At 67.1% G+C, this 24,098-nt stretch carries 14 protein-coding genes and 1 pseudogene; 8 read left to right on the forward strand and 7 right to left on the reverse strand.

Annotated features, from left to right (window positions below; all coding sequences use genetic code 11):
- Positions 1-69: 69 nt before the first annotated feature.
- From LOY42_RS10455 to wecB, 4 genes and pseudogenes are all read right to left on the reverse strand, one after another.
- Positions 70-909 (reverse strand): DUF4434 family protein, encoded by an 840-nt coding sequence (locus LOY42_RS10455; RefSeq protein ID WP_258600525.1) that lies wholly within the window; start codon positions 907-909, stop codon positions 70-72.
- Positions 909-3,911, reverse strand: coding sequence for a phage receptor (locus LOY42_RS10460; protein ID WP_258600526.1), 3,003 nt, complete (start codon positions 3,909-3,911; stop codon positions 909-911). Before LOY42_RS10460 ends, LOY42_RS10455 begins: the two co-directional genes overlap by 1 nt.
- Positions 3,908-6,082 (reverse strand): annotated as a pseudogene (gene nrfB / locus LOY42_RS10465) (cyclic di-3',5'-guanylate-activated glycosyltransferase NrfB). Before nrfB ends, LOY42_RS10460 begins: the two are co-directional and overlap by 4 nt.
- Positions 6,079-7,233, reverse strand: a complete 1,155-nt coding sequence (wecB, locus tag LOY42_RS10470) for a non-hydrolyzing UDP-N-acetylglucosamine 2-epimerase (protein ID WP_139670363.1) — start codon at positions 7,231-7,233, stop codon at positions 6,079-6,081. Before wecB ends, nrfB begins: the two are co-directional and overlap by 4 nt.
- Before the next feature lie 315 nt (positions 7,234-7,548).
- Between wecB and LOY42_RS10475 the strand changes: the two genes are divergently transcribed.
- Positions 7,549-7,974 carry a PACE efflux transporter gene (locus tag LOY42_RS10475; RefSeq protein WP_102682822.1) on the forward strand — a complete coding sequence of 142 codons (426 nt, stop codon included), beginning with the start codon at positions 7,549-7,551 and terminating at the stop codon, positions 7,972-7,974.
- A gap of 87 nt (positions 7,975-8,061) precedes the next feature.
- Complete coding sequence (locus LOY42_RS10480; RefSeq protein WP_110701533.1) at positions 8,062-8,814, forward strand: helix-turn-helix transcriptional regulator; 753 nt, start codon at positions 8,062-8,064, stop codon at positions 8,812-8,814.
- On the opposite strand, the gene LOY42_RS10485 is transcribed toward LOY42_RS10480, so the two are convergent.
- The gene (locus tag LOY42_RS10485) at positions 8,784-10,214 is read right to left on the reverse strand and encodes an efflux transporter outer membrane subunit (protein ID WP_258600527.1); all 1,431 of its coding nucleotides are present in this window, start codon (positions 10,212-10,214) and stop codon (positions 8,784-8,786) included. The genes LOY42_RS10480 and LOY42_RS10485 overlap by 31 nt on opposite strands.
- A gap of 16 nt (positions 10,215-10,230) precedes the next feature.
- The gene (locus LOY42_RS10490) at positions 10,231-10,983 is read right to left on the reverse strand and encodes a helix-turn-helix transcriptional regulator (protein ID WP_139670367.1); all 753 of its coding nucleotides are present in this window, start codon (positions 10,981-10,983) and stop codon (positions 10,231-10,233) included.
- Positions 10,984-11,402: 419 nt separating this feature from the next.
- Between LOY42_RS10490 and LOY42_RS10495 the strand changes: the two genes are divergently transcribed.
- Positions 11,403-17,744, forward strand: a complete 6,342-nt coding sequence (locus LOY42_RS10495) for a non-ribosomal peptide synthetase (RefSeq protein ID WP_258600528.1) — start codon at positions 11,403-11,405, stop codon at positions 17,742-17,744.
- Between the two features lie 34 nt (positions 17,745-17,778).
- Here LOY42_RS10495 and LOY42_RS10500 read toward each other — a convergent pair whose 3' ends face one another.
- On the reverse strand, positions 17,779-18,423 hold the full coding sequence (locus LOY42_RS10500) for a metalloregulator ArsR/SmtB family transcription factor (protein WP_139670371.1): 645 nt from the start codon (positions 18,421-18,423) through the stop codon (positions 17,779-17,781).
- A gap of 312 nt (positions 18,424-18,735) precedes the next feature.
- Here LOY42_RS10500 and LOY42_RS10505 point away from each other — a divergent pair, with 312 nt between their 5' ends.
- The 5 genes from LOY42_RS10505 (at position 18,736) to LOY42_RS10525 (ending at position 24,095) form a co-directional block, all read left to right on the forward strand.
- Entirely contained in the window at positions 18,736-19,779 is a 1,044-nt protein-coding gene (locus LOY42_RS10505; RefSeq protein WP_110701543.1) for a methyltransferase, read from the forward strand.
- A complete protein-coding gene (locus LOY42_RS10510) occupies positions 19,779-20,672 on the forward strand; it encodes a VOC family protein (protein ID WP_139670373.1) in 894 nt (297 codons plus the stop codon). The genes LOY42_RS10505 and LOY42_RS10510 overlap by 1 nt, the downstream gene beginning before the upstream one ends.
- 65 nt (positions 20,673-20,737) lie before the next feature.
- Positions 20,738-21,748 (forward strand): SUMF1/EgtB/PvdO family nonheme iron enzyme, encoded by a 1,011-nt coding sequence (locus LOY42_RS10515; RefSeq protein WP_139670375.1) that lies wholly within the window; start codon positions 20,738-20,740, stop codon positions 21,746-21,748.
- 34 nt (positions 21,749-21,782) lie between these two features.
- On the forward strand, positions 21,783-22,379 hold the full coding sequence (ribA, locus tag LOY42_RS10520; protein ID WP_102685058.1) for a GTP cyclohydrolase II RibA: 597 nt from the start codon (positions 21,783-21,785) through the stop codon (positions 22,377-22,379).
- Between the two features lie 24 nt (positions 22,380-22,403).
- Positions 22,404-24,095, forward strand: coding sequence for a WD40 repeat domain-containing protein (locus tag LOY42_RS10525; protein WP_139670377.1), 1,692 nt, complete (start codon positions 22,404-22,406; stop codon positions 24,093-24,095).
- The last annotated feature ends 3 nt before the right edge of the window (positions 24,096-24,098 follow it).

Here is a 24,098-nt window from a genome sequence, read left to right on the forward strand (position 1 = left end):
TAAAGGTTGGGTGCTGGTATTCGTGGGAGCGGGCTTGCCCCGCGATGAGATTCGTTCAGGCGGCTGGTTTCAATCCCTGGAAAGCGTCCCTCTGGCCCAGGGCCGATAGCGCAGGGCGAACACGGCTTGGGCGTGGCAACCTCCGCTCAGCGCCGGCTGCGCAGGTTCGGCGTGGAACGGTTGGCCAGGCTTGCTGACCTGGCGAAATGCCTCGCGCACGATGCCCACCCGGCAGGGCAGGGCCTGTTCATAGCCTTGGCGTACCAGCGGCGTCAGGCGCCCCGTGCCGGCGCCGTCCTGCCACCAGACGTTCAGGCCAAGGCTGGCCAACTGCTCCAGCCACGCGCCATTGACCCGTGGCGATAGCTGGCCGGCGCTGAACGCGCTGATATGCAGGGGCTTGTCCAGTTGCCGGTTGAAAGCCTGCAATTGCGTGTGCAGCGCATCGCGCCTGGCCGGGTCGCGAAAGTGCAGGTCGTCCAGTTCCATGGGCAGGTACCAGCCGGCCACCGGCAGCGCCCAGTCGGCCTTGAGCTGCTGATACTGGGTGAGCGAGCGTCCCAGCTGTGCCTTGAAGTAACTGTTCAGGCCTTCGTCGTCGAGCTGTTCGAGGCGCTGGTAGTAGGCCGGATCCATGTACAGGCCCAGCACCAGCTCGAGGCCTTGGGCCCGCGCTTCGCGCAGGCTCCCGGCCAGCCAGCCCTCGGAGCCTCCAAAGTCGCTGTCGCCGTAGGCGCTCCACTGCACGATCAGGGTCTTGCCGCCCTGGGCCACGGTGGCTCGCCACAGGTTTTGCCACTGCGCCGGGGTGACGTCCGCGTCACGGTTGAGCGGCTGGTAGAACAGGCGCTGGTCGGCCTGGGCGGGTAGCCACAGGATCAGCAGGCAGAGAGCCAGGAAGCTACGCATCAGAAGTTCATCTCCACACCCAGCAGTACGCCGTTGCCGCGCTCGTAGAGGTTGCCGCCCAGTGCCTGCTGGTACTCGGCGCGTACTTTCAGCGAACCGCGATAGGCGTTGTAGCGGTCATCGTCGAACCACCACTGCCAGCGCACGCCGACCCCGGCGCGGGCGTCCTGGCGCCAGTCGTTGCTCGGGTCCTGGCTGGAAAATTCGAGAAAGCCGTAGGGCATGATCGTCTGCGGCGACTGGCTGGCCAGTTTCCACGCATGGCCCTGCTGGAAGCGCGACAGCCAGGCATGGTCGCCGGCACGGGTCCACCAGGCGGCGTCGAGGTAGAGGAAGCGCTCGTCCCAGTCGTCCTCGTCGATACGCCAGTCGTTGCGGTACTTGCCCTGATCCAGGAACGAAGCCGTGGTGCGCAGCAGCAGGTCGTTGCTCGATTCGGCGTTGTGACGCAGGTCGCCCCAGTTGCCACCGACCTTGGCCGGGCTGAGCAGTTCGCCCAGGCTCAGGCCGCTGTAGTGCGTGCTGTCGATCTGGCGCTGGTGGTACAGCTCGGCGTACAGGTTGAGGTTGGCCTGACCGAGCGGCTTGTAGCGCAGGCCAACACCGGTGCCCATGCTCTGCGCATAGTCGGTGCGGCTCTGGCCACCGAACAGCACGCGGCCGTAGACCGACAGGGTGCTGCCATTGCGGCTGGGCTCCTCGCCCAGGGCGTGGTCCCACATCGCCAGCTGCACGTTCTGCGAGCGGGCCCGGCGCGAGGTGCCGCTGCGTTCGCCGCTGTCGAGGAACTTGTCGTTGGTCGAAGTGCCGGCGGGCGACCAGGTGCTGGCCAGGGTGATGCTGTCGCGGCGCGACAGAGCTTCATGGGCGCGGCGCTGGCGGTACTTGCGCGCCTCAAGGCTGCCGTACTCGTCGTCGCCGTCGACCAGGTTGCGCTCCACTTCCAGTACCCGGCGCAGCTCGCGGCGGGCCGAGGCACTGTCCTCGACCTCGTCGTAGCGCAGGGCCAGGGTTTCGCCCAGGCGGTAGTCCTCGGGGAAGTCGCGGCTGGCGCGCTCCAGGTAGGGTATGGACTGGCGGCGTTGCTGCTTGTCCGCCGAGCCCGCCAGGCGCATGCCGTAGTCGGCGCGGTAACGCGGCTGGTCCGGCGCCAGGCGCACGGCCTCGGCCAGCCAGGCGCTGCTCTGGGCGCTGTCGCCGGCCTGCTGGGCGGTGCCGGCGGCAGCGTAGTAGTGATCGGCGCGCGGGGCATGACGCAGCGCTTCGCGCTGGAAGGCCAGGGCCTGCTGCGGGTTGCCCTGGCGCTGGGCAATGGCGGCGCCCAGCGCCCAGTCGTCGGCACTCTGGTGCGCCGCCGCATCCCAGTGGCGGCGGGCGGCGTCGGCGTCACCGGCGTTCAGTGCGCCACGGGCGGCGGTCAGGCGCGCATTGTCGGTCCAGGCGCTGGCCGGCAGGCTGTTCCAGATCGGCAGCGCTGCCTCTGAGTCGCCGGAGGCTTCCAGGGCGTAGGCCAGGGGCAGGCGGCTACCGCTATCGCCCAGGCGTTCGGCGGCCTGGTAATAGACCACAGCTTCGCCGGGCTGATCAGGCATGGCGCAGCGCCCCAGGGCGCGATACTGCCCGGCTTCGACCGGGGTGGCCGGGATGGCCTTGCGCACGGCGTCGCACTGGCCGGCTTCGGCCAGGCGGCCCAGTAGCTGGCCACGGGTGACGGCATCGACCCGTGGCACCAGGGAGAGCATGCGTGGCCCGTCCAGCGGGCCGTCGTTACGCGCATAGAGATTGCCCAGGCGTTGCAGCAGCGAGGGCGTCAGCCTGCCCTGGCGACGCGCGTAGGCGTTGTCGAGCAGCTGCCGGGCGCGCTCGCTCTGGCCGCTTTCGAGCAGCATGAAGCTGGCTTGTTCCAGGGCGGCGAGATCGCCGGTCTGTCGGTAGCGTTGCTCCCACTGCGTCGCGGTGCGCGGTTGCGCAGGCTGCGCGGGTTCGCCATACAGGCGTTGCCTGAGGATGGCATAGCTGCGCGGATTGTCGCGGGCCTGGCATTGGCCGAGCTGCTCGCGGGCCAGCTTCAGGTCCTTGTGGGACAGCCAGTCGACGGTCTCCAGGCACGGGCGTTGCAGTTCATTGCTCAGCTGGCGCACCAGCGGCGCATCATCGCCTTCACGGGCCAGCTCCCACAGCTGCTGGCGTTGCTCGGGGTGCTGCAGTTGCTCGGCGGGCAGGCTCTGCAGCCAGCGCTCGGCCTGCTGGTTATAGCCCATGGCGATGGCGCGGTTGGCCATGGCCAGGCGGGCGCGGGTCGCCGCTTCCTGGGAAGGTGCGCTGGCCAGGAGTGAGTTCAGGCCCTTTTCATCGACTTGCTGGATATATGCATTGGCCAGGCGCTGCCAGTCCTGCGGGGGCAGTTGGCCCTGGTCGGCCAGCGGCTGCAACTGATCGATGGTCTCTCCCCAGTTGCGCAACTGCTCGGCGAAGTTGGCCCGGGTCATGCGCAACACCATGCCATCGTCGCGCACCGGCAGATGGTTGAGCCACTCCAGGGCCTTGGCCGCGCCGCCGAACTTGGCCAGGCTGACGCTGTAGGCCTGCCACAGGCGCACGCGCTGCTGGCCCTGGCTGTCGGCGAGCCAGGCCTCCACCTGGCTCGCGGCCGGCGGGTCCTGTTCGATCCAGGTCAGGCGCAGTTCCAGCAGGGCATCGGCGTGTTCGGGATTGTCGTCGAGGTCTTCGGCAATGGCCTGGGCTTCCTTGTACCGACGTTGATGGGCCAGGGCCTCGGCCAGCAGGGCGCGGGCCTCGTTGTTGTTCGGCACGCGCCCCAGCACATGGCGGGTCAGGCGCTCGACCTCGGCCCAGTTGTCTTTCTGCGCCTCCCGATAGCCACGCTCCATGAAGGGGTAGCTGGTGAAGCGCTGGAAGTCGGTCATCGGCTTGGTCGGTGCGGCCAGGGCGGAAGAACACAGCAACAGGCTGGCGATGGTCAGGGAAAGACGGGGCGTCATGCCACCTCCCGGGTCAGGTCGTAGGCGGCCTGCTGTTCGCTGGCCTGCTCGGCGAGGGCTTGCTGCAGCACCTCCTCGGTGATGATGCCGCGGGCGATCAGGTGCTCGCCCAGGCTCTGCTGCTCAGGGTTGAAGTCGATCAGGGCCTGGTTGAACAGGGTCACCGGCACCATGCCGCGCACTTGCAGCAGCGAACCGAGCATCACCTGGTGGGTACCGACCCTCTCCAGCAGCGCGGCATCGTCCTGGTGGCGTTCGAGTACCTCGAGCATTTCCCGGGTCTCGGGTTTCTGCCAAGGGCTCGGGTAGTGATAGCGCAGGCCCAGGGTAACGCGCCCCTGCGGCGCCAGGCGGGCACGCACCGGGCGTTTGAGCTGGCGGCTGATGACCCCCAGCGAGACCTGGCTGACCGGGCTTTCGCTGGCCACCACCAGGGTGTCGCCGTCTTCGTCCACCGGCAGCACGCCGTAGTGCGTGGCGAGCTTGCGCGGCAGCTTGGCGATCAGCGCCGGGGCGATCTTGAACGGATTGAGCGGTGCCCAGGGCAGGTCCAGTTGCTCGGCCAGGGTCTCGACCAGCTGTTCGCTGGTGAGCCAGCCGCGCAGCAGCAGCTCGCGTCCGAGCCGCCGCCGAACCGGGCTGGTGATGGCCTGCTCCAGCTGTTCTTCGCTGATCAGGCCTTTCTCCACCAGGCGATGGCCCAGCGGGGTGCGTGCCGGCGCGGCGAGGGCAGGGAACTCGTGGGTGGTCTTGTCCCAGGCCACCCGCCGCGAATCGCCCATCTCCATCACCTGGCGCAGGGCGCGCAGGTTGGCGAAGAAGTTGACGAAGTTGCTCCACATCATTCGTGGTGCCGAGAGCAAGCCTTCGAAGACGCCTTAGTAGCGGGTGACGAACCAGAACCGCTGGAACAGGCGATTGAACAGCAGCAGGCCGTTGAGCCACAGCAAGGTGCTGAGCAGCGTGCTGTCGCTGAGGATCGACATGAACCGCCACGACTCCGGCGCGATCACCGTGACCAGCCACATGGCCAGCAGCACCAGCAGCAACAGGTTGACCAAAAAACTCAACAGATAGGCGAACAGCCCGCGGCGGTCGCGCCAGAGGAAGTAGTTGAGCGCGCCCTTGCGGCTCCAGCCGAGGTTGCTGGTGCCCTGGAACACGATGCCGACGATCCACCGCGATTTCTGGCGGATGGCGTGCTGCCAGTCACGGGGAAAATGCTCGCGCACGCAGATCACCTGGGCAAACTCGCGGCTCATGCCGGGGCGCCACTCCTGCTTGAGGGCCAGCGCAGGGTCGGTGATGGAATAGCGGGCGAAGATGCACTTCATGCCCTTTTGCTTGAGGCGAAAACCGATGTCGTAGTCTTCGGTGAGGCTCTGCACATCGAAGGCGATGCCGTCGCCGTCCTCCAGCAGCGCGCTGATCGCCCGGCGGCTGAAACAGGTGCCGACGCCGGCGCTGGGCACCTGGCCGGTGAGCGCCTCGCGCACGATGACGTCCTTGCCGTGGTTCTCGGCGAACTCGTCGACGTAGTGGCCGGCGGTGAAGCCCTTCCATTCCGGGGCGTAGGGGTACACCGGGATCTGGATCATGTCCTTGTTCGGCAGCAGGTAGTTGAACAGGCGCAGTTCCATGGGCGAGATGACGTCCTCGGCGTCATGCAGGATGAACCCGGCGAACTCGATGCGCGCGTCCTGCTGGAAACGCAGGATGGCGTCGATGATGTTGTTCAGGCAGTCGGCCTTGCTGGTGGGGCCGGGGCGGGCGCAGACCACCTTGTGCACGTTGGGGTAGTGCAGGCACACGGCGTCGACGTCGGCCTGGGTCTGCGGGTCGTTGGGGTAGGTGCCGACGAAGATCTGGTAGTTCTCGTAGTCGATGGTCGAGGCGGCCAGGCGCGCCATCTCGCCGACCACGCCGACCTCGTTCCAGGCCGGCACCATGATCGCCAGGGGCTTCTCCGGCACTTCGAACAGGCGCTTTTCGTCGGCCTTGTCGAACTTGTCGTAGATCCGGAAACGCCGGATCAGTTTGCGGCCCCAGTAGCACAGGTCGATGAACAGGTCGTCCAGGCCCAGCAGGAACATCAGTGTCGCCAGGATGATGGCAAGGATCTTCAGGCCGAACAGGACATAGGTGAGGAAATCGATGAAGGCCAGGCTCATGCGTTGTCCCGTGCGGCGGATTGCTCGGCGAACCAGCGGCTCAGGCGTTCGGCGATGCGCTCGCTGGCATGGCCGTCACCGAAGGGGGTGTAGACCTGGGCCATACGCTCGTAGGCCGACGGGTCATCGAGCAACTGGCTGGTCTCCTGGACGATGCGCTCGGTGAGCGTGCCGACCAGCTTGACCGTGCCGCCCTTGAGCACGGCGGGTCGCTCGGTGACCTTGCGCAGCACCAGCACCGGCTTGCCCAACGCGGGGGCCTCTTCCTGCACGCCGCCCGAGTCGGTGAGGATGATATGGGCGCGGTTCATCAGCCAGACGAAGTGCGGGTAGTCCTGGGGCGCGACCAGATGGATGTTGTCGCGCCCCGAGAGCACGCTGTACACCGCGTGCTGCACCTGTGGGTTGAGGTGCACCGGGTAGAGGAACTGTACGTCGGGGTAGCGCAGGGCCAGTTCGGCCAGGGCCAGGCAGATGCGTTCGAAGCCGCTGCCGAAATTTTCCCGGCGGTGGCCGGTGATCAGCACCATGCGCTGGTCGTCGCGCAGCACATTGAGCGGGGAGTTGGCGGCGGGGCGCCAGTTGTCCTTGTTCAGCTTGTCGCGCATCCACAGCAGGGCGTCGATCACCGTGTTGCCGGTGACCTCGATGTGCTCGGGCGGCACGCCTTCGCGGATCAGGTTGGCGTCGGAGTCGCGGGTGGGGGTGAAGTGCAGGTCGGCGAGCACGCCGGTCAAGCGTCGGTTGGCCTCCTCGGGCCAGGGCTGCTGCAGGTTGCCGGTGCGCAAGCCGGCCTCGACATGGCCGATAGGAATGTGACGGTGGAAGGCGGCCAGCGAGGCGATGAAGCTGGTGGTGGTGTCGCCGTGGACCAGGACGATATCGGGCCTGACCTGTTCATAGGCCTGGTCGAGCTTGTCCAGCAGGTCGCGGGCCAGGCCGTTGAGGGTCTGGTTCTGGGTCATCACCTGCAGGTCCTGGTCGACCTCGAGGCCAAAGGCGGTGAGGACCTGTTCGAGCATTTCGCGGTGCTGGCCGGTGGAGCAGATCTGCAGGTCGACCTCGGGCCAGTCGCGCAGGACGCGGGCCAGCGGGGCCATCTTGATCGCTTCGGGGCGGGTACCGAATACCATCATCACGGTGTAAGCCATCGTGTAGTTCCTCGTTCGATTCCCTGGACGAAGGTGTACGACGTGTCGACGCTTGCCAGTCATGAATACAAGCAGTCGATCATAGGGTTGTCCAATGCGCGGCATGCCCCAAGACGTGCCGGGCAGGCCTTGGCCGAGAGGCTTCGAGGCATGGGTCGTGCCGGCGGAAGGTGGTGCCGGACGCCAGGGATGGGTGTTGCGGAAACGGTTATGCTAATTTTTCTTGATTGAACGGTCAGTCAATAAAGTATTTCTGACTTTTTCTTGAGGCTTACTTCTTGTAGCTTTGCGGGTCTTTTATTCAAGGAGTTGAACATGCAAGGCAAGGCGCGCAAGGTCGTCCAGGCCATCCTTTACGAGGCCATCGCCGTGGCTTGCGTGGCACCGGCGCTGGAGCTGGCGTTCGGCGCGGGCATGGCGCAGTCGACGGTATTGTCGGTCCTCATGTCGGGCATCGCGATGAGCTGGAACATGGCCTACAACTGGGCCTTCGAGCGCTGGGAGGCGCGCCAGCACAAGCGCAGCCGCACCTTGCTGCGGCGCCTGCTGCATGCCTTGGGTTTCGAGGGCGGGCTGGTGCTGATCCTGCTGCCGCTGGTGGCGTACTGGCTGGATATCGGCCTGTGGGCGGCGCTGGTCACCAACCTGGCGTTGTTCGTGTTCTTCTTCGTCTATGCGTTCGTGTTCCAGTGGGGCTTCGACAAGGTTTTCGATGTGCCAGTCTCGGCGCAGGGCTGCTGATCGGGGCTTTTCGCACAAGCCCCTGGGATTCCCCTTTGAATCGCGCATCGCCAATAATCCGTATTCACCCTTGCCAGGCTCGCATCAATGCCGCGCCCTATCATCCTGCCGCTCGCCGAGAACTACCGCCATGGCGAGCACATCGCCCCGCATTGCCATGACCGCGCCCAGCTGATCCATGCCATCAGCGGCGTGGTCACGGTCAGTGCCCGCGAGGGCAACTGGGTGGTTCCCCCTGGGCGAGGTGTGTGGGTACCGGCGGCTGTCGAACATGAGCTGCGCATGGCCGGCGTGGTGCGCATGCGCACCCTGTTCGTCGACCCGGGCGCGCGCCCGGACTTGCCGCGTCAATGCCAGGTGATCGAGATCTCGCCGTTGCTGCGCGAACTGATCATCCGCGCCATGGACATCGCCCCCGATCATCCGGCGCAAGGCCGCGAGGCGCGGATCATGCAACTTATCCTCGACGAGATCCGCGTGCTGCCGGTGTTCGCCCTGCATGTGCCGAGCCCGCATTCGGCGCACCTGCAAGGACTGTGTGAAGCGCTGCGCCAGGCCCCGTCCGAGGACTGGAGCCTGGCCCGCGCCGCGGCCTACAGCGGCTTGAATGCGCGCACCCTGACTCGCGCCTTCCAGCGCGAGACCGGGTTGAGCCTGGTGCAATGGCTGCGGCGCATGCGCCTGTTGGCCAGCCTGGATGCCCTGGCGGCCGGACAGTCGGTGCTGGAGGTGGCGCTGGACCTGGGCTATGACAGCCCCAGCGCGTTCAGCGCGATGTTCCGCCGTACCCTCGGGGTGTCGCCATCGGTCTACTTCGGCAGGACCGCCGAGCGCTGGTAGGCCAGCCCCGCTGCTTCGTCCCAGCCGCCGCCCAGCGCGGTGAACAGGTTCACCTCGGCCAGCAACTGCGCCAGGCGATCACTGATCAGGCCTTGCTGGGCGCTGAACAGCGAGCGCTGCGCATCGAGGAACGTCAGGCTGCTGTCGATGCCGTTGCGGTAGCGATTCTCGGCCAGGTCGTGGTAGCGCTGACTGGCCTCGACCAGGTCGCGTTGGGCCTGCAGCTGCTGCTGGTAGGTGGTGCGCGCCGCCAGGCCGTCGGCCACCTCCTGAAAGGCGGTCTGGATCGATTTCTCGTAGCGCGCCACCTGCATGTCCTTTTGCAGCTTGGCGTAATCGAGGCTCGCGCGCAGGCTGCCAGCGTTGAACAGCGGCAGGTTCACTTGCGGCTGGAACAGCCAGCTACCGGTGCCGGCATCGAACAGATCGGCCAACTCGCGGCTGCTGCTGCCGGCGTTGGCGGTCAGGCTGATGCTTGGGAAGAACGCCGCCCGTGCCGCGCCGATGTTGGCGTTGGCGGCCTGCAACTGGTATTCGGCCTGGCGAATATCCGGCCGGCGCTGCAGCAGGTCGGCGGGCAGGCCGGCCGGCACCCGGGCGATCTGCTCGTTGGCCAGGGGCAGGGGCGGCAGGTGTTCATCGACCTGCGCGCCGACCAGGCGCTGTAACTGGTTGAGGTCCTGGGCGGCCAGGCGGGTATAGCGCGCGACGGCGGCGCGGGTGCTGTCGACCCGGGTGGTGGCCTGGATCTGGTCGAGCGCCGACAGCGTGCCGGTGCGGCGCTGGCGCTGGGTCAGGCGTAGGCTTTTCTCGTCGGCCTGCAAGGTCTGGCGCGACAGGGCCAGCAGTTCCTGGTCGGCGCGCCAGGTCAGGTAGGCGCCGGCAACGCTGCTGATCAGGCTGAGCTCGGCGCCACGCCGTGCCTCGTCGGTAGCCAGGTAACTGAGCAGGGCCTGGTCGCTGAGGCTGCGCAGGCGGCCGAACAGGTCCAGCTCATAGGCGCTGATGCCGATGGTGGCCGATTGCTGTGTGCTGATCACGCCTTCGCCACCGGTACGCCGCCGTGGCAGGTACTGGCGTGTGCCTTGGGCATTGGCGGCGATCTTCGGCAGTAACTCGGCGCGCTGGATGCGGTATTGGGCGCGGTAGGCTTCGGCGTTGAGCACGGCCACGCGCAGGTCGCGGTTGTTGGCCAGCGCGGTGTCGAGCAGTTGGCGCAGCACCGGGTCGCGGAAGACCCCCTGCCAGTCGCGGGGCAGTGCCGTGGTGGGCGGCCCGCCCCGATAGGCGGGGCCGGTGGGGTATTGCTCGGCGCTGGGCGAGGGGGGGCGCTGGTAGTCGGGGGCCAGGCTGCAGCCGGTCAGCACGAGGGCAAGCAAGGGTAGTGTGATTTGCCGCATGGCAGGGTCTCTGGGTTCAGGTGCCGGCCATCCAGCGGGCCAGGCCGTGGCGTCCGCTGACGCCGAGCTTGGCGGTGGCGCGTTTGAGGTAGGTCTCGATCGAGCTGCTCTTCACGTTCAGGCGCTGGGCCATCTGCGGCACGGTGCCACCGGTGAGCAGGCCGATGCACACCTCCTGCTCGCGGCTGGACAGGCGGATTGCGTCTTGCTCCAGGCGCTCGGTGAACACCTGGCGCAGCGATCCGGCCTCATCGGGCAGTAGGCCGCCCGGGCGGCGACTGGCCGACTGCAGGAACAGCTGGGCGTGATGCTCGACCAACGGCAGCAGTGTGTCGGACAGGCGCTTGAGCAGCGACAGCTCGGCCAGCGAGAACATTCCCTCGCTGCGCAGCCGTTGGCAGCAGATGACCCAGCGCCGGTTGCCGCTGCGCGATACCAGGTTGCACTGGTGCACGGGGGCGTTTATCTGGATCAGCAGCGGGTCTTCCATGCGCATGATGCTTTGCAGCAGGGGGTGGCGCAGAGGCTCCTGAACCGGTGTTTCTTCGGGGCGGCCGGCACTGCCCAGTGCCTTGACCTGGCGGATGCTGGCCTGGTCGCTGTCGAGGGTCCATTCGCTGAGGTCGAGGCGATGGAGCGGCACCTGGTCACCGATCAACTGGAACATCTGTTCGGCGAAGGTGCCATCGCCGGTGCTGGCAACCAGTGCCCCCAGTTGCAGGTACAGGTGCGGGTCGTGGCAGTGTTCGAGGCTGTCGATCAGCTTCATGTGCTTGTCTTCCTTGATCCGGTAACGCGGCGGGGTCTCGCGGTCGAGTCCTCTCTGTGCTGGGGCTTGGCGCTATTGAATAGCAGGCTCCAAGCCTGCGTCTGTAGCGGAAAGCGGGGACAGGAAATGCCAATTAATCCGACAAGAAAAGTCGGTGTTTTTCCCCTGATGTACCTTGCGGATCGCAGGATTGTCGGACAATTGGCGCCAGTAAGCGGCGAGATCGGCGGCGTTTGCCACGCTCGCTCACAGGGGTAGGCCGCTGCCGGCTGCCCGCTAGCGTCAATGTCCTACAAAAGATTCCGCAGGTTCAGGCTGAGCAAAAAGGCCCTGCCATTGTCCGGGTTTGGGGGGCCATACAGGGGCCGGGGTGGGTGCTTGAATCCGCGAACGACCCCGTTTCAAGGAAGATCCACGCCATGTCCGCCGCCGACACCTTTCCCCTGACCTGCGCCCAGCGCGACATCTGGCTCGACCAGATCAGCCATGGCGATTCGCCGCTCTACAATGTCGGCGGTTATGTCGAGCTCGATGGCCGTGTGGACTGCGGGCTGTTGAGCCAGGCGCTTGACCATCTGGTCCGCGTGCACGACGGGTTGCGCACGGTGCTGGTGCGCCATGCCGGTGGCGATGGCCTGGCGCGCCAGCGCTTCGCCCGCGACGTGCGGGTCGCGCTGGACGAGCATGACCTGCGCGACCACAGCGCACCGTTCGAGGCGGCGCAGGGGCTGATCAAGACGTTGCTGCAACAGCGCTTCGCCCTCGAGCGCGGGCCACTGGTGCGCATGGCGCTGCTCCACCTGAGCGAGTGCCGCAGCCTGTTGGTCCTGCAAGGTCACCACCTGATCTTCGATGGTTGGGGCCTGGAGCAGTTCGTCTACCAGTTGGGCCAGTACTATGGTTGGCTTGAGCAGGGCCTGGCGTTGCCGGACTCAGCGCCGTCCTACCAGGCCTTCATCGAGGACGACCTGGCGTATCAGGGCTCGGCACGCCAGCAGCGTGACCTCGCCTACTGGCTGGACAAGTACCGGACGCTGCCCGATGCGTTGCTCAGGCCACGTGACCAGGGGCTGCCCGCCACCGCCACGCCGAGCAATGCGCTGGAGTGCAGCTTCGACACCAGATTGCTGACGCGCATGCACCAGCTGGCCGCCGAGTTGCAGGGGTCGGCCCTGCATGTGTTGCTGGCGGCGCTGCATGTCTGCTGCGCCCGGGCCTGGCAGCGTGACGACTGGGTAATCGGCTTGCCAGTGCGCAACCGTGGCAATGCCCGGGCCAAGGCGACGCAAGGGATGTTCGCCCAGGTCAATGCGTTGCGCATGGACTTCGGCAGGACCTTGAGTTTTGCCGATCTGGTGCGGCGCATTGGCGACACCCTGAAGCGCGACCTGCGCCACCAGCGCTTGCCGCTGAGCGAGCTCAACCGTGCGCTGGGCCTGTCCCGCGAGGCCCGTGGGCAGTTGTTCGAGATCACCGTGTCCTACGAGGAAGAGGGTCACGACTTGCGTTACGGCAGCCTCGGCGCACACAGCGTCAAAGTGTGCAACGACCACGAGCCCACCCCGTTGTCGATTTACCTGCGCAGCAATCCGCACAATGGCAAGGCCTGGTTGCACCTGGTGTACAACCAGGCCTGGCTGGCGTCCGAGGAGGTCGAAGTGTTCAGCGCGCGCTTGCTTCATGTACTGGCCCAAGGGCTCGAGCAACCGCAGGCGGGCATCGACAGCTACGACCTGTTGCTTGCCGAGGAACACCAGCGCCTGCGTCGGTGGAACGCCACCGCCCAAGGCCCCGAGGGCCCAGCCTTGGTTCACCGCCGTATCGAGGCCCAGGCCGCAACACGCGCCGAGGCGACGGCCGCCGTGCATCAGGGGCGCAGCCTGAGTTATGGAGAGTTGAACGACCGCGCCAACCAGCTGGCCGCGCAACTGCTGGCCATGGGCGTGCTGCCAGAGCAGCGGGTGGCGGTGCTCGCCCGGCGCGGCCTGGACACCCTGGTCGGCTTGCTCGCGGTGCTCAAGGCTGGCGCGGCCTATGTGCCGGTGGACCCGGCGCACCCGAGCGAGCGCCTGCAGTACCTGATCGATGACTGCGCGCCGAAGGTGGTGCTGACCCTCTCGGGCCTGCGTGACCGCCTGCCGGCCACGAGCGTGCCGGTGATCGAGCTGGACCGCTTGCCATCGGCCAGGGCAGGGCTGGCCAACCCCCAGGTAGCCCAGCTGTCCGGCGCCAACCTGGTCTACGTGATCTACACTTCCGGCTCCACCGGCCAACCCAAGGGCGTGATGGTCGAGCACCGCATGCTGGCCAATCTGGTCGACTGGCACTGCGCCGCCTTTGACCTGCACGCGGGCAGCCATGCCTCCAGCCTGGCCGGCTTCGGCTTCGATGCGATGGCTTGGGAAGTCTGGCCAGCCCTGTGCGCCGGCGCGACGCTGCACCTGGCGCCGGTGGGCGAAGGGGGCGAGGATATCGATGTGCTGTTGCGCTGGTGGCGCGCCCAGCCGTTGCAGGTCAGCTTCCTGCCCACGCCAGTGGCCGAGCACGCCTTCGCCCAGGGCGAGCCACACCCGACCTTGCAGACCTTGCTGGTCGGCGGCGACCGCCTGCGGCGCCTGGCCCGGGAGCGGGGTTGCCGGATCATCAACAACTACGGCCCGACCGAGGCCACGGTGGTCGCCAGCGCTGGCGAGGTGCACCCCGGGCAGGTGCTGCATATCGGCGCGCCGGTGGCCAATGCGCGCCTGTACGTGCTGGATGCCCAGGGGCGACAACTGCCGGTGGGCGCCGTGGGCGAGTTGTACATTGGTGGCGCGGGGGTCGCCCGTGGTTACCTGAACCGCCCCGAGCTCACCGCCGAACGCTTCCTTGACGACCCTTTCGCCCAGCAGCTCGGCGCGCGGATGTACCGCACAGGGGATCTGGTGCGCTGGTTGCCCGAGGGCACCCTGGAGTATCTGGGCCGCAGTGACGATCAGGTGAAGATCCGCGGTGTGCGGGTGGAGCTGGGCGAGATCGAGAGTGCGCTGGCGAACCACGCGGCCGTGCGTGAGGCCGTGGTACTGCTGCGTGACGGGCAGTTGGTGGCCTGGTATGTCGCCGGGCAGGTACTGACCCCGCTGGACCTGCATGAGCACCTGCGCGACCGCTTGCCCGCGGCATTGCTGCCTTCGGCCTATGTGGCGATGGCGGCCTGGCCGCTGACCGCCAATGGCAAGCTCGACCGTCGCGCCTTGCCGGCACCGGACAGCGAAGCCTCGGTGCGGCGTACCCACGAGCCGCCGCAGGGCGAGCTCGAGCAGCGCCTGGCCGCGCTATGGGCCGAGCTGCTGGAGGTAGAGCAGATCGGGCGGCATGATCACTTCTTCGAACTGGGTGGACATTCGCTGCTGGCGGTACGCCTGATCGAGCGCATGCGCCAGGCAGGGCTGCACGCCGATGCCCAGGTGCTGTTCGGCCAGCCGACCCTGGCCAGCCTCGCCGCGTCGCTCGGCAGCGCCCCCGCGCAAGCGGTACCGGCCAACCGCGTGGCGCCGGGTTGCCAGCGCGTCACCCCCGAGATGCTGGCCTTGACCCACCTCGACCAGGCCAGCATCGACCAGATCGTCGGTACGGTTCCGGGCGGCGCGGCCAATGTGCAGGAGATCTACCCCCTGGCGCCGTTGCAGGAAGGGCTGCTGTACCATCACCTCACCGACGAGCGCGATCCCTACCTGCAGCAGGCGCTCTTCGCCTTCGACAGCAGGGCGGCGCTGGAGGCGTTCAACCAGGCCCTGGCCCGGGTCATCGAGCGCCACGACATCCTGCGCACCAGCCTGGCCTGGGAAGGCCTGGCACAGCCCCAGCAGGTGGTGTGGCGCCAGGCTTGGCTGCCATTGAGCGTGCTCGGGCCCGGCCCGGGCGATGCGGCCGCGCGGCTACGCGAACAGGGGCTGCGGCTTGACCTGCGCCAGGCACCGATGATGGCCCTGGCCTGTGTCGAGGACAGCGTGCAGGCACGATGGCTGGGCCTGCTGCATTTCCACCATCTGGTCAACGACGCGGTCTCGGTGCAGGTGCTGCTCGCCGAGCTGGCGACGCTGATGGCAGGCGAAGGCCATGATCTGCCTGCTCCGGTGGCTTACCGCAACTATGTTGCGCTGAGCCGCGATGAGCGCCGGCAGGCCAGCCATGAACGGTACCTGCGCGAGGCCCTGGCCGGGGTGCTGGCGCCGCCCCGGCTGGCCGGCATGGCTGAAGGGCCGCAAGGGGGGGCGCAGGTCGAGACCTGCGCCATCACCGTGCCCGAGGCCCTGGCCGCCACCCTGCGCCAGCGCGCGCGCCAGCACGATGTCGGCCTTGGCAGCCTGATGCACCTGGCCTGGGCGCAGGTACTAGGGGCGCTGGGCGGCCGTGACGAGGTGGTCTTCGGCACCGTGCTGCTGGGCCGGGTGATGGCCGGCGAGGGCGCCGACCGGGCGCTGGGCATGTTCATCAACAGCCTGCCGTTGCGCGTGTCGCTGGCCGGGCGCAGCGTGGCCCAGGCCCTGGCCGGTACCCATAGCCAACTGGCGGCGCTGCTCGGGCACGAGGACGCGCCATTGGTCCTGGCCCAGCGTTGCAGCGGCCTGCCAGCCGGCGTGGCACTGTTCGACAGCCTGCTCAACTATCGGCATGGCGCGGCGCAGACTGTGTCGTTGCCGGGCGTGTCGCTGCTCGAGGCCAGCGAGGTGCACAGCCATGCCCTGGTGCTGACCGTGGACGAGGAGGGCGACACCTTGCGCCTGAGTGTGCGTGCGCCCCGTGAGCTGGGCGCCGAGCGCGTGCTCGGGCATGTGTCGTGCGCGCTGCGGGGCTTGGCCGAGGCGCTGGCCGGCCAAGCCCCGGTGGCGCTCGAATCGCTGTCGACCTTGCCGGAGGATGAACGCCGCTACCTGCTGGAGACCGTCAACGCCACCGAGGTGGCGCTGGACCCTGGATACCCGCATCTGCCAGCCATGTTCGCCGCCCAGGTGAGGCGCGCGCCGGATGCCGTGGCGCTGCAGACCGAGCAGACGCAATTGACCTACCGCGAGCTCGATGCCCAGGCCAATCGCCTGGCGCACCACTTGATAGGCCTCGGCGTGCGGCCCGACACGCGGGTCGCCGTATGCCTCGAGCGTGGCGTGGCGCTGATCGTCGGCCTGCTGGGCGTGCTCAAGGCCGGCGGTGCCTATGTGCCGCTGGATCCTGACTACCCCGACGAGCGCCTGCACTACCTGCTCGCCGACAGCGCACCGCTGGCGCTGCTGGTGCAGGGCGCCACCCGCGGCCTGTTCGATGGCCAGCAAGCACCGTTGGTGGACCTGGACCAGGGCGCCTGGCAGGCGCACAGCGACCAGGAGCCCGCGCTGGCGGAGCTTGGCGGCGGGCACCTGGCCTATGTCATGTATACCTCAGGCACCACCGGCACGCCGAAGGGCGTGATGGTCGAGCACCGCGGGCTGTGCAACCTGATGCGCTGGGGCAGCGACCTGTGCCCGCCGCAGGCCGATGACGCGTTGCTGCAACGGGCGCCGTTCAGCTTCGATGGCTCGGTATGGGAGCTGTTCTGGCCATTGTGCGCGGGGCTGCGCCTGGTACTGGCGCGCCCTGACGGGCACCGTGACCCGGCCTACCTGGTGCAACTGATCCAGGCCCGCCAGGTGACCACCGTAAAGTTCGTGCCGGCCTTGTTGCATGCCTTCCTCGACACCCCGGGCGTAGAGCGCTGCACCAGCCTGCGCGATCTGTTCTGCGGGGGCGGCGAACTGACCCTGGCACTGGCGCAGCGCGTGCGCGAGCGACTGCCCCGGGTGCGCCTGCACAATGTCTATGGCCCCACCGAGGCCACCGTCGACAGCACCGCCTGGACCTTGGAACCGCAGCAGCCACTGCCCGTCGTCGCCCCACCGATCGGGCGGCCAATCGGCAACACCCGCCTGTATGTGCTCGACGCCCATGACCGCCCGGTGCCCATGGGGTGCGCCGGCGAGCTGCACATCGGCGGTATCGGCGTGGCCCGTGGTTACCTGGGCTTGCCGGCACTGCAGGCCGAGCGCTTCATCGCCAGCCCGTTCGTGGCCGGTGACCGGCTGTATCGCACCGGCGACCTGGTGCGTTACCGCGCCGATGGCGAACTGGAGTTCCTTGGGCGCAACGATTTCCAGGTCAAGCTCAATGGCCTGCGTATCGAGCCAGGCGAGATCGAGGCTCTGCTGGCGAGCCACCCGGCCCTTGGCCAGGCCGTGGTGCTGGTGCGCGAGGATCGCCTGGTGGCCTATGCCAGTTGCCGCGATAACCACGACGCGCCAACACCTGAGGCGTTGCGTGGCTACCTGCTGGCGCGCCTGCCGGCCTACATGGTGCCGTCGGCCTACGTGCTGCTGGCCGAGCTGCCGCTGAGCGCCAATGGCAAGGTCGATCGCAACGCCTTGCCGGTGCCAGGCGCTGCGGCGGTGATCAGCCGGGCCTACCAGGCACCGCGTGATGAGCTGGAGCAGGCCTTGGCGCAGATCTGGACCGAAGTGCTGAAGATCGAGCAGGTCGGTCGCGACGACAACTTCTTCGAGCTGGGCGGGCATTCACTGCTGGCGGTCAGCCTGGTGGCACGCATGCGCCAGGCCGGCTTGCACGCCGATGCGCGGTTGCTGTTCAGCCAGCCGACCTTGGCGGGCCTCGCGGCCAATACCCGCCGCGAGCAGGTACAGGTGGAGATCGCTCAGACCACCATCCCGGCGCTCAAGGGCAGGCGGCGGATCTGATGGAGCGGCGTGACGAGCACTGCCTGGGGGCGGGCTACCGCGGCGAGATGCGATAGACGCAGCGCCGGTCCCCCGAGATCAGGTGCTCGCAGCGCTCCACCAGCCCTTGCTCACCGATTGCCGCCTGGAACACCTGCAGCTCGCTGCGGCAGAACCCTTGGCAACGGGTGGCGGCAATGCAGATCGGGCAGTGGTTCTCGACGATCAGCCAGTTGTCGCCGTCGGCCTGGATCTCGGCCATGTAGCCTGCGCGTTCACGCAATTGCACAAGGATGCGCACCTTGTCTTCCAGGCTTTCGGCTCCTGCGCAAGCTTGCTGATACTCGCGGCTGTTGCTGTCTTCCATGCGGCTGATCAGGCGGTCGACGCCATCGCTGCCGAACACCTGCTCGACACTCTCGATCAGTTGCAGGGTTAGCACGCTGTGGGAATCGGGGAAGCGGCGCTGGGCGGTGGCGGTCAACGCCCATTTCTGCGAGGGCCGCCCGGCGCCCTGGGCCGGCACGCTGATGCCGCTGATCAGCTCGGCCGCCTGCAGTTTCTGCACCTGCTGGCGGGCGGCTTCGAAGGTGATGGCGAGCAATTGGGCAAGATCGGCGGTCTTGAGCGGCCCGCGGGTCTTGAGCAGGAACAGGATGCGGTCGGCGGTGCAGTTCGAATCTACGGTGGTCGAGGTCATGGAGCGCTGGAAACCGGGCGTGAATGAGCGGATCGGGCACTCTCCTGGGCCATCCTTTGCGCAGGCAAGTGGGCGAAGGATAGCCCGGATTCGCGGTGATTTGTGCAAGGGGGAACGATTATCGATGAGAAAATTCATATGCGATAAAAATATAAAAGGTATTAGTTGTATTTATTAGATCCGCGTCTAGGCTGATCTGCGGAGCCTGTGCTTGCCGGTCCCAGGGAGGGGTGCGTGCAAGTGCGTCAACACCTTGCTGGCAAATGCCGGGCATGGGCCCATCAAACAACAACTCGACAGGGATGTGAGTGCATGAATGCCCAGAAACCCGTGACCATCTATGAACACGCCGATGAAGTGAGCAGCCTGCAGGGCGTGGTCGACCTGGTGAAGCTCTCCGACCAGTACCGCCAGTCCGCCATCCTGCATTCGGCGCTGGCCCAGCGCGTGTTCGACCACACCCGCCAGCCAGTCGGTGCCGAGGCATTGAGCGATGCGCTGGGTTGGGTGCCGAACAAGGGCCGTATCTTCCTCAACGCGCTGGTGGCCATGGGCCTGCTCAAGCGCACCGCACAAGGCTTCGAGAACCTGCCGCTGAGCCAGCGTTTCCTGGTTAGCGACAGCGCCGAGTTCATCGGCCCGATCATCGACCATCAGCGCCTGCAGTGGCACAACTGGCCACGCCTGGACGAAGTCCTGCGCAGCCGCGATTCGCTGGACTTCCAGCAGGAAAATCGCTTCAAGCACGACCTGGCGGCCCGCGATGCCTTCAACGACGCCATGGTCCGTTTCAGCCAGCCGATGGTGGACGTGCTGCGTGACCTGCCGCTGTTCGACAAGGCCCGTCGGGTGATCGACCTCGCCGGCGGCCACGGCACCTACCTGGCCGAGATCGCCAGCCGCCATCCGCAGGTCAAAGGGGAGGTCTGGGACCTGGAGCCCACCCGCGAGGCGGCCGCGGCCACCTTCGCCAAGTACCGACTCGACGAGCGCCTGGGTTTCCATGCCCGCAACCTGCTGGACCTGGCCCAGTACCAGGGCGAGCGCGCCGATGTGGTGATGCTCAACGACTGTCTGCACTACTTCACCCGCGAGCAGGTGCGCACCCTGATCGCTGGCGCCGCTGGCATGGTCGAGGGCGACGGCGCGCTGCTGGTGCTGAGCATGGCCCTGGAAGACGATGAGATTCATCCGGCCCTGTCGGCCGACTTCTCCCTGCACATGATGCTCAACACGGTCAACGGTGAACTGCACCCCAGCCGTTACCTGATCGACAGCATGGCAGCGGCGGGGCTCACGGTGGAGCAGGAACCGATCGGCCGCTACACCCTGCTGATCGGGCGGAGGGCTGCCTGATGTTGCGTCTATTGGCATTGCACGCCGCGCCGCTCGGTGACGCCGCTGCCCAGGCCCTGGACAGCCTGGGCAGCGCCGCGGCCGCAGCGGGTTTCAGCCTGCAGGTCAGCCAGAAGCCGGTCGGCCAGGGTCCGGTGGACGCGGTCTGCCTGTTGCTCGACAGCGCCACGCCCGCCACGGCGCTGAACACCCTGCTCAGTGAGGCCGCCGGGCTGTGCCGGAATACCGCGCTGGTGCTGGTGCGGGTGCAAGGCACGCTGGCGCAGCTGCCGTCCGCCACGGGGGTGATCGCCCAGTGGCAGCAGGCCAGCCAGGGCTTCCTCTACCCGTACCCGCTGGATATCGCCAGCGGGCAGGTACCCGGGGTGGCGATCAAGGACTGGCTGGCGGGCTTCGCCAAGTTCGCCGCGGCAACCAAACTGTGGCGTTCCCTCGACGGCCTGGAGCTGGACGAGGCGGCGCGGGCCAGGCAGCGTCCGGAAATGAACCACGTGAACATCCTGACCCGCGACCTGGAGGCGTCCAAGGCCTTCTACAGCGACATACTCGGCGCCAACTACTGCTACAACCTCGGCCCGCGCAAGGCAGTCATGGAGCTTAACGGCTTCGACTTCTTCATCGAACAGAGCGAGTCGTTCAGCTACCCGGCCGGCTACCACATCGGCATACGGGCACTACCCGAGGATGTAAGGCGCATTGCCGACCAGGTCACCGCCGCCGGCACCATCAAGCTGGTCAAGGGCAACGGCCCGGCACCGGGTTATCACCATGGGCCGGACAACGTGCGCAGCGCCGTCTACTTCGAAGACCCCGATGGGCTGGTGATCGAGGTGTACAGCGCCGAAGTGGAGATGATCGAAAGCAACCCGCGGTTGCTCCTCGACCGTCTCTGACCCCACGTCGTCACACGCCTGCCGTGCCTTTGCGCGCGCAGGTGTGTGCCCAGGCAGGTATTCGCATGAACAGCTACAAACAGTGGCATTGGCCACGGCTGCCCAGCCCGTTGCCCAAGGATGTCAGTGACCGGGCGTTGATGGGCTATTCCGAGCAGTACCAGGAGCATCCCCTGCAGGCCAAGGTCGGCGAAGCGTTCGCCGATCTGCTCCAGGCTCCGCTGGATGTCCTGCTCGCCATCCTGGAACAGCCGCGCCAGCCTTTGGCGCGTCGCATCGGCGCCGGCGAGGTGCTGGCGCTGCGCGGTGATCCACGCATCGACACCTTCGCCCCGGACATGATCGACATTCCCGCGGCGCGGGTGCACATCGGCCTGGACCCAGGCGCGGTGGCGCAGGTGATGGACCAGTTCGACGGGCTGGGCCTGGACCGCAGCTGGATCGAAAAGGAGACCCCGCGCCATGCGGTCGAGCTGGCGGCGTTCCGCATCGCCCGCTTCCCGGTGACGCACCAGGAGTATCGCCAGTTCCTGCTCGACAGCGGTCATGCCGGCATCCCCGACGGCTGGGCCTTCGGCCGTTACCCACGACACCATGCCAACCACCCGGTGTACAGCGTCTCGGCCAGCGATGCCGATGCCTATGCCCGCTGGCTCAGCGAGCGTACCGGCCGGCGCTTCGCCCTGCCCACGGAGGCGCAGTGGGAGTATGCCGCCGCCGGTGCCGAAGGGCGCCAGTTCCCCTGGGGCGACGCCTACCAGGTCGAGCACGCCAACACTGCCGAGCTGGGCTACCTGGACAGCACGCCGGTCGGTGTGTTCATCGATGCGGCCTCGCCGTTCGGCGTGCTGGACATGGCCGGCAACGTGGAGGAGTACGTTGCCGAGGACTACCAGCCTTACCCCGGTGGCCCCCGCATCGAGGACGACCTGGTGCTCGATGTTGGCACCCACCGCGTGGCCCGTGGTGGCAGCTTCACCCGTTTCCGCGACCTGGCGCGTACCGCGCGCCGCCACGGGCGTTACCCGCGACCGATCTACGTTATGGGTTTGCGCCTGGTTGAAAACCACAACTGAGTTTTTCCGTCTTCCGTGCAAGAGGTCTGATTACATGAACAAGGATGTTTCGCTTCACACCATCGTGCCGATTTCCATCCTCGGCGGCGATGTCGATGCTCATTTCTTCGGCTTCCACGGCTTCGAGCGTGACCAGGAGCATTTCGCCGTGGGTATCGGGCGCGATCAGTGCGACGTGCCGCTGGTGCGGGTGCATTCCGAATGCATCACCGGCGATGTGTTCGGCTCGCAGCGCTGCGATTGCGGCCCGCAGCTGCAGGAGGCCCTGCGCACTCTCAAGGAGGTCGGCGGCTACCTGATCTACCTGCGCCAGGAAGGGCGCGGTATCGGCCTGTACTCGAAGTTCGAGGCCTATCTGCTGCAGGACTCGGGCCTGGACACCTACGAAGCCAACCTGCGCCTCAACCACCTGGCCGACTCACGCTCCTTCGACCCTGCCGTGCAGATCCTGCGCGCCCTGGGCGTGGACCAGTGCCGGCTGCTGACCAACAACCCGGAGAAGGTCGCCCAGTTACGCGCCGGCGGCATCGATGTGATCGAGCAGGTACCCACCGGGGTGTTCCTGACCAACCACAACCGCAACTACCTGCAGGCGAAGGCCGTCAAGTCCGCCCATTCGATCAAGCTCTGACCCCCAGCGAAAAAGGATCTTTCGATGAAACACATTGGCCCTATCAGCGGTATCGCCGCCCATGCCGCGCACTTCGTCGCCACCGCAGGCTACGACAATCAGGTGATCCTGTGGAACGCCGCCACCGGCGAGCCGATCCACCGTGTGCACCATGACCACCTGGCCAACCAGTGCGCCTTCAGCAGCGACGGCAAGCACCTGGTCAGCGCCAGCAGCGACTACACCGCGCGTATCTGGGAAGTGCCGAGCATGCGCCTGAAGGCCGTGTTGCAGGGGCACAACGACGACGTCGAGATGGCGGTGTTCTCGCCTGACAGCCAGCGTGTGGCGACCTGCTCGCGTGACCACGTGCTGCGCATCTTCGACCTCGATGGCGTGCAGCTGCAGGCATTCCATGGCCACCAGGCCGACGTGATCTCGGTGGTCTGGTCGCCGGATGGCCAGCGCCTGATCTCCAGCAGCGATGACGGCACCGTGCGCCAGTGGGACACCCACAGCGGCCAGCAATGCGACGAGGTGGACATCGGCGGCGTGGAAACCGATACCATCGCCATCACCCGCGAAGGCGTGGTGTTCGCCGGCGATGACGAGGGGCGCATCTCGATCATCGCCGACGGCCAGGTGCAGACCGTGCCGGCCCATGCCGCAGGGATCAAGCGCATTGTCTGGAACGACGACAAACGCCTGCTGGTGAGCCTGAGCTACGATCGCTCGGCGATACTCTGGACCTTCGACGCCGGGCGCAACCTGGTCAAGCGCCGCAGCACCGCGCTGCCGAGCATCGTCTGGCCACGCAGCTGCGCCTTCGTCGGCGACGAGCAACTGGTGTTCGCCACCTTCGGCTCGCGCTACGCCACCTGGAACTACGAGCAGGACCAGTGGCAGGTATCGGGCATCGAGCCGGCGGTGAGCATCAATGCCGTGGTGCGCAGCGAAGAGCGCCAGTACAGCATCGGCGACGCCGGTATCCTGCACCGTGACGACCAGCCGGTGACCTGTGTCGGCAGCCTGTGCAACTTCCTCCTGCCGTTCGGGCCGCTGCTGCTGACCGGTGGTCAGATGGGCCAGGTGTTCGATGGCCTGTCCGGGCGCATGCTCTACCAGCACCGTTCGCCGCTCAACTGTGGCGCCACCTTCGTCAAGCAGGGCGAGGACCTGGCGCTGATCGGCACCTACACCGGCGAAGGCCTGGTGTTCGGCCATGACGGCAAGGGCGGCCTGCGCCTGGTGGCGTCGATCCCCATGCACGACAACGCGATCAAGGGCGTGGCCGCCGACGAGCGTCACCTGTTCAGCGTCTGCGCCTCGGCCGACGCCGCGTTGCACAGCATCGCCGACTTCAGCTGCGTGCGGCACATCGAGGCGGCGCACACCCGCATTTCCAACGGCTGCTGCCCGATCACCGGCGGTTTCGCCAGCATCGGCCGCGACCTCAAGTTGCGCCTGTGGCTGGAGACCGGCGACGAGGTGTTCGATTCGCCGCACCAGCACTCGATCAAATGCATCGCTGCCTCCAGCGATGGCCGGGTGATCGCCACCGCCGCCTACAACGGTACCGTGGCGCTGTTCGACCTGGCCTCGCGGCGCTGGCTGCCGGTGCAGCGACCCACCGCCAGCGGCATTTCCTGCCTGACCCATGACGCGGCCAGCGATGCGTTCCTGGCCAGTTCCTATGACGGGCGCATCTACGGCATCGACGCCCGCCTGGCATCCTGAAGG

Source organism: Pseudomonas sp. B21-023 (genome assembly GCF_024749165.1).
Taxonomy (GTDB): Bacteria; Pseudomonadota; Gammaproteobacteria; order Pseudomonadales; family Pseudomonadaceae; genus Aquipseudomonas.

Bases quoted from the DNA above. Each gene is read 5' to 3' on its own strand.
- LOY42_RS10525 (WP_139670377.1), top strand. From the start codon at position 22,404: ATGAAACACATTGGCCCTATCAGCGGTATCGCCGCCCATGCCGCGCAC.
- LOY42_RS10490 (WP_139670367.1), bottom strand. From the start codon at position 10,983: ATGAAGCTGATCGACAGCCTCGAACACTGCCACGACCCGCACCTGTAC.
- LOY42_RS10480 (WP_110701533.1), top strand. From the start codon at position 8,062: ATGCCGCGCCCTATCATCCTGCCGCTCGCCGAGAACTACCGCCATGGC.
- LOY42_RS10460 (WP_258600526.1), bottom strand. From the start codon at position 3,911: ATGACGCCCCGTCTTTCCCTGACCATCGCCAGCCTGTTGCTGTGTTCT.
- wecB (WP_139670363.1), bottom strand. From the start codon at position 7,233: ATGGCTTACACCGTGATGATGGTATTCGGTACCCGCCCCGAAGCGATC.
- LOY42_RS10500 (WP_139670371.1), bottom strand. From the start codon at position 18,423: ATGACCTCGACCACCGTAGATTCGAACTGCACCGCCGACCGCATCCTG.
- ribA (WP_102685058.1), top strand. From the start codon at position 21,783: ATGAACAAGGATGTTTCGCTTCACACCATCGTGCCGATTTCCATCCTC.
- LOY42_RS10485 (WP_258600527.1), bottom strand. From the start codon at position 10,214: ATGCGGCAAATCACACTACCCTTGCTTGCCCTCGTGCTGACCGGCTGC.
- LOY42_RS10510 (WP_139670373.1), top strand. From the start codon at position 19,779: ATGTTGCGTCTATTGGCATTGCACGCCGCGCCGCTCGGTGACGCCGCT.
- LOY42_RS10455 (WP_258600525.1), bottom strand. From the start codon at position 909: ATGCGTAGCTTCCTGGCTCTCTGCCTGCTGATCCTGTGGCTACCCGCC.
- LOY42_RS10515 (WP_139670375.1), top strand. From the start codon at position 20,738: ATGAACAGCTACAAACAGTGGCATTGGCCACGGCTGCCCAGCCCGTTG.
- LOY42_RS10475 (WP_102682822.1), top strand. From the start codon at position 7,549: ATGCAAGGCAAGGCGCGCAAGGTCGTCCAGGCCATCCTTTACGAGGCC.
- LOY42_RS10495 (WP_258600528.1), top strand. From the start codon at position 11,403: ATGTCCGCCGCCGACACCTTTCCCCTGACCTGCGCCCAGCGCGACATC.
- LOY42_RS10505 (WP_110701543.1), top strand. From the start codon at position 18,736: ATGAATGCCCAGAAACCCGTGACCATCTATGAACACGCCGATGAAGTG.